The 13,535-nt window shown below is 70.2% G+C and carries 1 protein-coding gene; it reads left to right on the forward strand.

Going from position 1 to position 13,535, the window contains the following annotated elements; genetic code table 11:
• Positions 1 to 3 precede the first annotated feature (3 nt).
• On the forward strand, positions 4 to 13,535 hold a 13,532-nt coding region (locus FL311_RS20510; RefSeq protein WP_194869285.1), incomplete at its 3' end, for a DUF6531 domain-containing protein.

Genomic DNA, 13,535 nt, shown 5'->3' on the forward strand with positions numbered 1-13,535 from the left:
TCCATGAATGGTCGTGGCGTGTGGGTGGTGGCCCTCCTCGGCTTGTGGCTGGGGTGTGGCCAGGAGCGGTCTCGTCCCGAGACCTCCGCCGCGAGCGAAGCGCCTCGCGTGGAGCAGGTCCGTCAGGCGGTCGCCGGAGATGCCTCGCCTCCGGTCATCGTCGTGAGCGGGGTGGCGCCGGACGCCTCGGTCAAGGTGCCGCCCACGCTGACGTGGGTCGTCACGGACCAGAGCGCCACGCGCGTGGAGGCGTGGCTGGACGGCAACCCCGCCACCAGCGGCGTGACGGTCTCCAGCCAGGGCGCGCACACGCTCGTCGTCCGCGCCACGGACACCATGGGGCTCACCACCACGGTGACGCGGAGCTTCCGCCTCGACACGACGGCGCCCGTCCTCTCTGTGTCCGGTGTCGACGCGGGATGGGAGCGCGACGTCCCGCTCACCATCAGCTTCAGCGCCACGGACAACACGGGGACGCCGCCCACCGTGGTGGCGACCCTGAACGGCCAGCCCTTCACCAGTGGCACCACCGTCTCGACGGAGGGGGCCTACACGCTGGTCGTCACCGCCACGGATGCCGCGGGCAACGCGACGACCCGGGAGCTCCACTTCATCCTGGACTGGACGGCGCCGGTGGTGGCCGTCAGCGGCGTGGCGAACGGCGGCCGGTATCCCAGCGCCGTCATCCTCTTCAGCGTCACGGATCTGACCCTGGATACCGTCGTCGCGACGCTCGACGGGGTGCCCTACGAGCAGGGGACCACCATCTCGACCCATGGGGCCCACACGTTCCAGCTCACCGCGGAGGACCGTTTCGGCCGCACGTCCATCGTGACGCGCAACTTCTTCGTGGATGCGCTGGGGCCCGTCATCACGATCACAGGGGTCCACGAGGGCTTCATCAGCAACCTGTCCTCGGTGGTCATCCACTACAGCGCGACGGATGACTCGCGAGGTCCCGTCGACTTGCGCGCGCGGCTGAACGGCGAGTCGTTCAACAGCGGGGATGCCACACCCATCTGGGGCAACCTGACACTGGAGGTCACCGCCGAGGACGACCTCTTCAACCTCTCCCGTGAGGTGGTGAACTTCATCCTCGACCCGGTGCCCCCCGTCCTCACGGTGACAGGCCTGCCGAGCAGCCCCGTGGTGGACGTCGAGGAGGTGGTTCCCAGGTTCGAGGCCACGGACTCGCTCACGAGCGTGTCGATCTCCGCCACGCTCAACGGGAATCCCATCGCGAGTGGCGACCCCATCACCCAGCAGCGGGCCCACACGCTCATCGTGGAGGCCACCGACCAGGCAGGAAACGTCACGCGGCAGGAGCACACCTTCACCATCGACCGGACGGACCCGACGGTGACGGTGACCGGCGTGGAGGAGGGTGGCCGCTACGCCGCGCCCGTGGCCATCACCTTCTCCGCCACCGACTCGAACCTCCTGTCGGTGACGGGAACGCTGGACGGAGCGCCGTACACGTCGGGTGACCCCATCACCGCCCATGGGCCCCATGTCTTTGTCGCCGTCGCGCTCGACCGGGCGCAGAACCGCACGGAGGTCCGGCGCGAGTTCCGGGTGGACGCCCAGGCCCCGGTCATCACGATCACGGGTGTCTCCGAGGGCCTCATCACGAAGGAGACGGTGACGCCGAACTACACCGTCATGGATGAAGGCACGGTGACGGCGTCCGCGACGCTCGATGACGCACCCTTCGAGCGTGGGACGCCCGTGACAGGGGAGGGCCCTCACACGCTGGTCGTCACCGCCTCGGACGACCTGGGCAACGAGGACTCGCGGACGGTCCACTTCACGGTGGACCGCTCGGCCCCCGTGGTGACGCGGGTGAGCCCCGCGGATGGCACCAGCACCCCCCAGGAGAGCCTGGAGCTGGTGCTCCAGGTGACGGACACCTGGTCGAACGTGACGGTGGAGCTGGGGGCCACGGAGCTCTCCCCTGGCGGCGACGGGCGCTATCGGACGTCGCTGGCGCTGGTGGAGGGGACGAACCTCTTCGAGGTCGTCGCGACCGACCAGGCCGGCAACGTCACCCGACACGCCGTCTCGCTGATACGCGACTCGAAGAAGCCCGAAATCATCGTCACCGCACCGGAGGACAACGTCCAGGTGGCGGAGCTGTTCACCGACGTCATCGGCCGCGTCGTGGACTCGTCCCCGGTGACGCTCACCCTCAACGGGGCCCCGGTGACGCTCGCGTCGGATGGGAGCTTCTCCCACCGCGTGACGCTGACCGCCGGAGTGAACACGTTGACGCTCGTCGCGACGGACGCCCACGGGCACGTGGAGACGGTGTCCCGCACCGTCCGCGTCAGCGCCACGAAGCCCACGCTCGTCGTCACCTCGCCCGCGGAGGACATGGTCGTCACCACGGCCACGGTGACGGTGGTGGGCAACGCCAAGGCTGGTGAGCCGCTGGGCACCGTCACCGTGACGGTGGATGGCGCGCCAGCGACCGTCTCGGCCTCGGGTGATTTCTCGCACGTCGTGTCGCTGTCCCCGGGCCAGACGCGCTCCATCTCCATCATCGCGCGCGACAACCATGGCGCCACGGAGGAGGTCGTCCGCACGCTCACGCGCGCGGAGGCGGATGGTGGGACGCCGGACGCGGGCGCTCGCCCGGATGCTGGCGGTGGCGCGTCGAGTGATGGCGGCACGGCCTCTCCGGATGGTGGCGGCCAGGGTTCGCCCCAGGACGCGGGGCCCGGCGTGGAGCCCGACCCCATACTGGTGGTGGAGGCGCCGGTGGAGGGCGGCGTGTACGGCGGCGCCCGCTTCGTCGTCAGCGGTCATGTCGAGGGTGGAACGCTCCCGCTGCGCGTCACCGTGCAGGGCGTCGGCGTGGCGGTGAACGGGCGCGACTTCACGGGCGCGCTGACGCTCGATGATGGTGACCACGACCTCCAGTTCAAGGTGACGGATGCCCGGGGGCGCGGCCACACCCAGACGCGCGCCGTGGCGGTGGACCGCACGCCGCCGCACCTGGTGCTCACCGAGCCCACGCCTCCCGAGGCGTGGAATCGCCTCTCACGCTCTCCCTACCTGCTGCAGGGCACCGCCGGAGACCGGCACCTGACGGAGGTGCTGGTCAATGGCACCCCCGCGCGCGTCATCGCGGGCGCGTTCAGCGCGTACGTGCAGCTGGTCCCCAACACGCCGACGCCGGTGGTCGTCACCGCGTCCGACGTCGTGGGCAATCGCAGCCAGCGGTCCGTGGAGCTGACCCTCCGGGGGGGCGCGCCGCGCGTCACCATCCTCGAGCCCGCGCAGCGCTCCGAGTCCGAGGACGCGGTGGTGACGGTGCGCGCCCGCGTCGAGAGCGCCGCGCCGCTGCGCGAGGTGCGCATCGGCACGAGCACGGTGACGTCGACGACGGACGTGTACTCGGCGGAGGTGCCGCTGTCCCACGGGGAGAACGTCATCCACGTGACCGCCGAGGACACCCAGGTTCCCGAGGGTGAAGCCAGCGGCATGGTGGGCTCGGCCAGCGTCACCGTGCGCTACCTGGAGGCGAGCAAGGCCCCGCTCGTGGTGACCGGTGTGTCGCCCCGCGCCGGCGAGCAGGGCGTGGAGCCCGACGCGCTCATCAGCGTGTCCTTCAACAAGCCCATCCTGGGCACGGGCCTGTCGGAGCGCTTCCTCGTCCGCGTCCAGGGACAGTCCACGCCGCTGCCGGGTGGCTACTCGGTGGTGCCGGGCTCCCAGACGGTCTCCTTCATCGCGAGAGATCCCCTCCCCGAGGGCGCCCGCCTGACGGTCGAGGTGAAGCAGGGCCTGGCGCCCGAGACTCCGCCGGGCATGGCGGGCGACTTCTCCAGCGACTTCACGGTGCGCAGGCCGCTCACGCGCGTGCGCGGCTACGTCGTCGACGCGGACTACCGCCCGCTGCCCGGGGTGAAGGTCTCGATGGAGGGGACGAGCCTCTCCACCGTGACGGGGCCCGACGGCAACTGGACGCTGTTCAGCCCCCGGGGCGGGGAAGTGGTGATGCGGTACGAGGGGGGCCTCACGTCCGAGGGCGCCACGTACCCGAGCCTGCGTCGCCGCCTGTTCGTCAACCACGAGGCCGACACGCTGGACGCGCCCCTGGTGCTCACCGCGGTGGACATGGCGTCCGCGCAGGTCGTGGACGCGCTGCACCCCATGGCGCTGCGCTTCGCGGACCGTCAGCCCGACCTGCACATCGACGTGCCCGAGGATGGGCTCTTCTTCGAGGACGGCATGACGCGCGGGCTCGTCACCGCCACGGAGCTCCAGCCGTATGCGCTGCCGCTGCCCATGGAGGGTCGCGCGGCGCTCGGCGCGCTGTGGCAGATAGGCCCCGCGGGCGTGCGGCTGCAGAAGACCGTGTCCGTGACGTTCCCCAACCGCGCCCAGCTCCCCGTCGGACGGCTGGCCCTGGTGCTGGGACATGACCCGCAGCGCCACGTGCTCAAGCGCGTGGGCTTCGCCCAGGTGTCGCCGAACGGCAAGACGCTGGAGCCGCTGGCGCCGCTGGGGCTCACGTCGCTGGAGTTCATCGGCTACGTGCCGCTCAACGACGAACAGCATGTCGCCGTCGCCCAGGCGCTGGGGCTCTCGCTGCCAGACGCGGGCACGGAGGAGGGCGAGGAGTTCCAGGGCTCGAGGCCGCGGAGCACTCCGACCGAGCCGCTCTGGAAGAAGTTCATGACGAACTTCATGGTGACCCAGGCGCATGCCCAGCTCGGTGGGCTGGACCTGGCGGGGTACAACGCCTTCGACACGATGCTCGGGATGGCCGTGCCCGGCGCGGTGCTGGGCTCGGTGCGCGCGCCGCTGGAGCGGCAGCTCGAGCTGGAGGTGCGTGCGCCCGCGCTGCCCGCGGTGGGACAGCCCGCGTCCGAGCAGACGGTGGCGATGCCGTACACGCTGGCGCTCGACTTCCGCTCGCAGTTCGTCTCCTCGGACCCGTACGACGTGGAGAATCCGGAGACGGTGCTCGTCAAGCTCGTGGCGCAGGGGCCCTCGGGCAACCTGCCCGAGCCCACCGCCGGCGCCTGGCAGTCGGAGGGCGAGGGTGAGGCCGCGCTGGCGCCTCGCGTCGCGCTCCCCGTGGGCAAGACGACGCTGACGCTGTCCGCGCAGTCGAAGTCCACGCACCGCTTGATGAAGTTCGAGGCGGAGCTGGTGGTGGAGCCCGCAGATGGCGGCCCGGCGAGCGCGAAGCTGCGGCTGCGCACGCTGGAGGACACCTTCTCCGAGTCCGGGGACGAGGCGGTCCACAGCCCGGTGCGCTTCAAGAACCTGCGCGTGACGCTCACGGGGCCCGGCAGCGGCTCGGCGGGCACGACGGGTGCGTCGGGCGGCTACGGCATCCCCGTGCCGGGCTTGATGGGCGGAGAGATGGGCATCTCCTGCACCGAGATTCCCACCGGCCCGCGCATGGTGGAGCGCCTGGGCGAGGACGGGGTGATGCACTACACGCCCACGCTCAACCAGTTCCCCGTCTGCTCGCAGACGTACTGGCTGTACCCCGGCAGGACGACGCGCGCGGACATCCTGGTGGACGTGCGCATGCTGTACGGCGCGCTGACGTTCGTGGACCGCCACGGCGAGCCGCTGGCCCTCAACTGCGACCCGGAGGCCCACAGCCAGAAGGCGCCCGTGCAGGGCGAGTACACCGACATCGCGCTCAAGGACGTGAAGTCGACGGAGGTCCACTTCTTCCGCGCGGATGACCTGGAGCACCCCATTGCGACGTTCGCCGCGGGCACGCCCAATGGCGTGGCCTGCACGCAGGGACCCACGGAGGATGCGCCGCACGGCTACTACGCGCGCGTGCGCACCGGCCCGGCGGCTCGCATCCGGCAGATGGCGCGTGAGCGCTGCCGTGAGCTGGACCGGCAATTGGGCGGTGCAGATGCCGGTGGGCTGAGCGCGGAGGACCAGGGCTATTACGACGGCAACTGCCGCGACAACCGCACGAACACCCTGCGGCTGAACCCGGGCGACCGTCTGGTGGTCTTCGCGGTGAACCACGCGACGGGCTACTCGGGCATGACGTCCGTCATCGTGCCGGCCATCAACCGCGTGAGCCGCACGGAGACCGGCGGCTGCCAGGCCGACGACGAGGCCGGCGGACCGCTCCAGGTGACGGAGCTGGGCGAGCCGATGACGCTGTCCCGGTGCACGCAGACCGAGCTGGGCATCCCCGCGGACCTGAAGCTCTTCCCGCCCGAAATCGATGTCCGCGTGGCCCGACGCATGACGCCCGAGGGTGTCCAGGTCGCCATGCGCCCCACGCTCATCCGGCATGGCGGCGCGGCCACGACGCGCGATGACTTCCTGCAGATGGCCACGCACTGGCGCGTGCGTCAGCTCCCCGAGCCGCACACGGATGGCGGCGTGGTGGATGCCGGCGCGTCCGGTGGCGGCGATGGTGGCTCCTCTGGCTCCGAGTGTACGGACGCGGGCTTCCTGGCCGACGGTGGCATCTGCGAGCCCGACCTCCTGAGAGACCGTGGCGAGCCGGGCGAGGAGCTGGAGCAGTTCTGCTCGGAGCTGCCGCCCACGTCGCCCCAGCGCCTGCAGGGACGGTGCGACACGGGGACGCCGCGCGTGGTGGACGTGCCGCCGGGTGTCCCTCCGCTCGCGGGCCGGCTGGTGCAGGTGACGCAGACGGCGGTGGAGCAGCCGGTGGTGGTGGCCTTCCCGGTGCGCCCGGGTCGCCACACCGCCTCCGTGCAGGCGTCGCTGACGTACCAGAACGAGTCCGGAGCGATGGTGTCGCTCAGCTCCCTGACGCGCGCGAACTACTATCTGCATGTCGTCGGTCACCCGATGTACGAGCGGGACCGGAACGACGACGGCTTCCTGCAGCCGGACGAGGTGAACTCGCCGCCGCCGAACTTCTGCGAGCCCGGCGAGTGCCAGAACCGCGACGGCGAGGTGGAGCCCGACGAGGAGTCGGAGACGAACCCCGACAAGCTGCCCAAGTGGGCGGTGGGGCTGAAGAACGTCTACCGGCACCGCGAGTCGGATGGCTCGGCGCTGGAGCGGTATGACCGCGCCCGCGAGCACGAGTTCCGCGTGCTGGAGCTGGGCAAGGTGACGGTGAGCGCCCGGCCGGGTGACGAGGCGGGCGCCGATGGTGGAAGCCCGGACGCGGGGCGGGTGCTGACGGGTGTGCCGAGGCCCTCGGCCAGCGAGGATGACCTGGCGTACCAGTTCCTCATCGACGGCCTCCAGGAGCCGGACGTGCCGGGCCGCGCGGGCACGGTGAGCGGTGAGTACCGCCTGCGACTGGGCACGGACGACTTCGGCATCGAGTGTCCGGTGGTCATCGAGGGCGGCCGCATCCGCGGCACGTGTGACGGGGAGTTCCTGCCGGAGGTGCTGTCGGCTGCGGACATCCTGTACTTCGAGCTGTACCTGAGCGGGAACGCGGACAATGTGCTGTACCGCTTCAACTTCCACGGCATCTCGCCGCGCACGGACTTCGTGACGGCTGGCAGCGAGGACACGCTGGAGCGCTCCATGGCGCGGGCGACGTCCTCGTCCCCGTCACTGACGGGTCTGTCGTCACCGGAGGTCGCGCGTCCCATCTCCGTCAAGGCGATGGCCCACTTCGCGATTGAACCGGAGACGATGACGAACGGCATCGTCCGGCTGTGCGAGGGGCCGGACTGCAACGCGAACACGCTGCTGAAGGCGGCGGAGCTGAAGTACAGCCAGAACGCGGACACGGGCGTCGGGACGTACGAGGTGGTGCGCTACCTGAATGAGGGCGATGCGCGCGTCAAGCAGCCGCTCATCCTGCTGACGAAGCCCGGGGCGAATGGCGCCCGCCGCTTCGCGCTGCCGCTGTCGAATGACCTGGGACGCATGCACGACATGCTGTCGAGCGGGCGGGAGCTGTTCCTGGTGCTGGAGCCGGAGCCCGGCCTGTTCGGCGCGAGCGCGCCGGTGAAGATGGCGCTGGGCGAGCCGGTGGGCCGCTACAGCTTCGTCAACGCGCGTGCGGCGGGTCAGTCGGTGGTGGAGAACGTCAACCTCGCCGGTGGCCACCTGAGCGTCACGCACGAGGACTTCTCCGTGCCGCACCTGGCGGAGTCCGTGAGCTTCTCGCGCACCTTCAACAACCAGCGCAACGAGATGACGCCGCTGGGCGTGGGCTGGTCCCATTCGTACGAGGGCTTCGTCGTGGAGGAGGAGCTCGGGCGCTACATCGTCGTCCTGAGCGGCCAGTCGTATGACTTCCCCCGGTGCGAGACGGTGCTTCGCCAGGACCAGTCCGCGAGCGACTGCCGGACGGACAAGTCGCACGGTGGCAGCCTCACGGTGACGCGCGCGGGCGCGGAGTTCGTGACGCCTCAGGGCATGGTGTTCCGGTTCCTGCGGCCCTCTGTGCTGGACACGGGCATCGCGGAGCAGCGCCGGTGGGTGCTCTCCGAGTACTCGGATGGGTTGGGGCAGGACAGCCCGAAGCAGGGCTGGACGGCGCTGACGTACGCGCAGGACTCGGACCGCGTGCTGCGCGTGACGCGGACGCCCGGGCATGTGTCGCTGGCGTTCGAGTACGAGGAAATCGACGAGGACGAGGCCTCGGAGAAGCTCCAGCTTCTGGCGCGGACGCAGGGACTGAAGTTGCTGTCGGCGGTGGGGCTGTATCGCAACGAGCACCTGCCCTCGGACCCGGAGGACGCGCCCGACGACGACGACGCCATCCACCGGGTGGAGTTCGAGCACGACAAGTGGGGCAACCTGAGGCGCGCGGTGCGGCGCACGGGCCTGCCGCAGCAGGCGTGGGTGTACGAGTACGCGCCGCTGCCCGAGACGGGCTCGGGGTACAACAAGTGGCGCCTGGTCAACGAGCTGCGCACGGCGCGCTACCAGGTGACGGCGGTTCCCGTGCCGGTGCTGGGCGAGCCGACGTTCCACGACCAGTGGGTCGCCGACTACGCGAGCAGCGGGACGTCCCGCACCTACGAGCACGTGCAGTCCGCGGAGGTCATCGACTCGGCGACGAACTCGGGCAAGGGGCCCCGGCCGTACCAGTACGTCTACGCGAGCGGCGGCAGCCGCACGGTGACGCGGCCCGATGGCGTGCAGGTGCTCTACACCCTGACGAGCTACGGCAGCGCCGAGAGCGTCACCGTGGGCTCGTTCAACGAACACAAGACGGTGTGGCGCTCGGATGGCCAGGTGTCGCCGAAGGAGGTGACGCTGCCCAACCAGTCGAAGCTGGACTACGACATCGACGCGTCGCACCGGCTGCTGTCGCTGAAGGTGACTGCGCCTGGGGGCAATGAGTACCAGGGGCCCATCGCCCCCGGCACCCAGGCGGAGGTGGTCCGCCAGACGTTCCCGAACCCGGCCAACCAGAAGTTCGGCATCCCGGACCAGCGCATCACCCCCGCCACGACGGGGACGCAGTCCCTCACCACGCGCGTCACCCATCAGGGACAGGTGGAGGGTGTCACCGTCACCAACAGCAACGGGACGACGGCGCGTAACACCGGGACGCGGCGGTTCAAGACGGACGGCTCGGGTGTCCTCGAGTCGGAGACCGACGCCCAGGGACAGGTGACGACGTACAGCCATCCCAATGCCTTGGGGTTGTCGCAGCGCATCGTCGTGACGAACCCGAATGCCACGGATGGGCTGGGGCTGGGGACGCTGACGCGCGAGCTGACGTACGACGACTTCGGCCACGTCACGAAGCTCACGGAGGTGGAGACCGGAACCTGGGAGGAGTGGAGCTACGACAGCCTGGGCCGTGTCACCCGTCACCGCGTGCAGTTGTCCCCCACGCAGGGCTGGGCCTGGACGTACACGTACACGCCCGCGAACCGTCGGGTGACGATGACCGAGCACCTGGATGGCTCCGCGCCCGTTCGCACGGTGGACACCTGGGAGGTGACGGAGGGCGAGGAGTCGACGCGCGGGCTCTTCGAGGAGGAGCGCACGCCTTACGGCGCTCCCGGCCATGAGGCCATCGCGGTGCGCAAGCGGCACCTGCGCAACGGCCGGTGGGTCTCCACGACGGACGCGTCGGGTGTGGAGCGCGAGTACGACTACGACACGTCGGGTCGGCTGCTGGCGGTGCGCATCGTCAGCGCCGGGACGACCACCGGCCCCGCAACGGCGGTGGAGAAGAGCTTCTCGGAGTTCGACACGAACGGGAGCGCGCGGAAGATCACGGACCACAACGGGCTGGTGACGCGCATCGGTCACGACTTCCTGGGTCGGCCCGTGTATTGGGACTACACGGGCGCGGACGGACTGAGCGGAGATGCCAGCACCGAGGAGTGGCGCCGAAACTTCCAGGGCGACGTGGTGTCTCGCTCGTTCGGCAACAGCGCTTCCAGCCATGTGCTGGACATCGCTCCGGATGCGCTGGGACAGGTGCGCTCGACGAAGACGAACCTCGCGGGGGGCGCGGCGACGAGCGTCGATGTCACCACGGACTATGACGACCTGGGGCGCGTGACGCGGCAGCAGGACCACGTCATGGAGACGGACGAGCACTTCGAGTATCGCGACGTGCTCGGTCGCCAGACGCGTTACACGCGGACGATGGCGACGGGCTCGGCGCCGCTGCAGCTCGTGGAGACGCGTCGCTACGAGGATGGGACGCATGCCTCCGAGTACCGCCGCAAGGTGACGATTACGCGGACCATCGGTCTGCCGGGCGGCGGGACGCCGCGCACCGAGGTGGAGGAGGAGTACTACGACCTGGCGGGACGGCTGGTGGAGCAGTCCCGCACGCTCTCGGGGCAGGTCTCCCGGTGGCGCTACACGTACAATCCTCGGGGCCAGGTGCTGACCGAGGTGGTGCCGACGGATGCGTCGGGGACCGAGACGACGACGTACCACTACGACTCCGCGGGCAACCTCTACCGCAAGAACGAGCCTGGGGACGCGGCCAACCCCGCCGCTGTCACGGAGCTCTTCGTGGATGGGGAAGGGCGCACCGTGCGCCAGGTGGGGCCGCATCCCGATGTGGACTGGCGCTACCGGTACGACGCCTTCGGCCAGCTCTCGCGCAAGGAACTGGTGGCCGCGGGGGAGAACACCGTCGGCGCCACCTGGACGTATGCCTATGGGTTGAGTGGGAAGCCGGGCGCGGATGGCTCGGTGCCGGACTCGGCGACGGTGGAGACGGACCCGCTCGGGTACAAGACCTATCGCTACTTCAACGCGCGCTACCAGGTCCTCAAGGAGGTGCGCGAAGACAAGCTCGAGGTCGCCGGTGGCGGGACGAGCACGAGCGGGAACACCCGGACCACGACGTACAGCTACGCGGGGCCCTGGCTGCAGAAGCAGGTGACGACGGAGCAGACGGCGGGCGGCGCGGGCTCTCCGACGGTGCTCACGTTCGAGCACAAGAAGTTCGATGACCGGGGCCGCTCGCTGGAGGCTCGAGAGCACTGGCAGCGGGGCTCGGACTCGTATGAGTACGTGACGAAGTCGCCGTGGATGGGGCGCACCGTGACGGTGCTCCAGACGGGGACGATGAGCGCCTCGCCACCTGTCACGCTGCCTTCGCGGCAGTTCGAGGTGGAGACGAACGGCCTGGGACAGATGGAGTCCCGGACGCAGGGCGGGCTGACGGACACCTGGGCCTATGACGCCGTGGGCCTGATTGCCCGCGAGCAGCCCGCGGGGCAGCCGTCGAAGCGCTACACGTACGAGCAGGGCTTGCTGACCGAGCTCGTCCTGGGCACTGGCGCGGACTCGGAGCCCACCCACCTGGCGTACCGGCAGGACGGTCGGCTCAAGAGCGTGACGGACCCGGCCGAGCGCGTGCGGGCGTACTTCTATGGGCCGCGTGGGTTGCTGGTGCGCGAGTGGTTCGGCAAGGGCGGCGAGTCGACGGAGACGAACCTCTCCTACGACGCGGGTGGCTTCCTCGCCAAGGTGTGGAAGGACCCCGCGAAGCCCGCGGAGGCGTGGGAGTACAAGAACGGCCCGTTCGGTGAAGTGCGCCGGGTGACGCCGCCGGGGCTCGCGGCCTTCAACTACGAGTACGACGCCGCGCGGCGACTGACGGCCATCCAGCGGCCTTCGGGTGGGGTGCCCTCGGAGTCGTTCGAGTACGACTACCTGGGGCGGACCACGAAGCGGAAGCGCGGGACCTCCGAGTGGGTGTCGTCGTGGGTGAACGGCGTCGTGCACTCGACGAGCCCGAGCAACTCGGAAACGTCGGGTGGCAGTGATTGGGACATCACCGAGACGCTGGTGGATGGCCGGGGACGGCCGGTCTGGAAGGCCATCACCGCTGGGGCTTCGTCGGAGGACCAGCAGGACATCAGCCGTGTGGGCTTTGCCTACGACGCGCTGGACTCGCTGGTGCAGGCGCACGAGACGCGTGGTAGCGGGAACGTGCTGAACCGGTTCAGCTACGACGGACGCGGACGCATCGAGTGGCTCGAGCGCGGCAAGGACCACGCGACGGACAAGGATGACCGGGTCGACTTCACGTATGTGACGGGAAGCGACTTGCTCCACCGGAGCACGTCGGGTCGCGCGGCGGATGGGGCTCGGCTCGAGGAGGAGTTCGGCTACGACGCGCTGGCTCGCATCAACGCCGTGCGGATGCGCGTCGATGGCGTCCAGCAGAGCGAGCGCACCGTGACGTGGGAGCCGGGGGGTGGTCGGCTTGCGCGTATCGCGGACGGCTCTCTCGTCGAGCGCAACTGCTACGACGGTCGTGGCTGGCTGACGTCGGTCCGGGCCACGACGGTGGCGATGGATGTGGAGTGCAGCCAGTCGCCCAGCGCGCCGCGGCTTGCCTTCGAGTACACCTATGATGCTCGCGGCAATCGCATCCGGGAGGATGCGCGCCGTCCGGACGCGCTGGGCGTCCTGGTCAACGAGCCGACGGAGTATGGCTATGACCTGGCGGACCGGCTGACGGGAGTCCGCTACCCGGGTGGCGCGGCGGAGCTGTACAGGCTCGCGGCCGATGGAACGCGGCTGGGGGCGCGGTTCGCCACGAGCCACGCCGGCTCGCTGTCGACGGAAGGGTACGACCTGGCGTCGGGGGCGCAACGGCGCCTGGTGTACGGCTTCGACGGCGCGGGTGGACTGAAGTCCATCGATGACCAGGCGCTGTCGAGCGGACAGCGCGTGGCGGAGTACTTCACGGATGGCTCGGGACGTGTGCGGCGCGAGAAGCGCTCGGACACGGACGTGACGCACTACGACTGGGACGCGGAGGGGCGGCTGGCCCAGGTCCGCGACCAGAAGCCCGGCGTGGGCGGGGCTCCGTCCGTGACGACGGAGACCCAGTACCGGTACGGCTACGACGGCCTGCGGCGGGCGCGGACGACGGCCTCGGGCACCACGCGCTACGTGTGGGCGGGGGAGCAGCTCGTCGAGGAGCAGCTCATCGGTGGCACGCGGCTGCATCAGGAGGTGCTCGCGGGGCTGACGCTCTCCTCGGGTGGGGAGCGCATCCTCCACGACGGGCTGGGCAGCGCCGTGGCGCGTGCCAACGGGACTGGAGCCCTGACGACGCAGTCCCGGTTCGATGCCTGGGGTGGGTACCGGGC

The sequence above is a fragment of the Myxococcus sp. AB025B genome (assembly GCF_006518215.1).
GTDB classification, from domain to species: Bacteria; Myxococcota; Myxococcia; order Myxococcales; family Myxococcaceae; genus Myxococcus; species Myxococcus fulvus.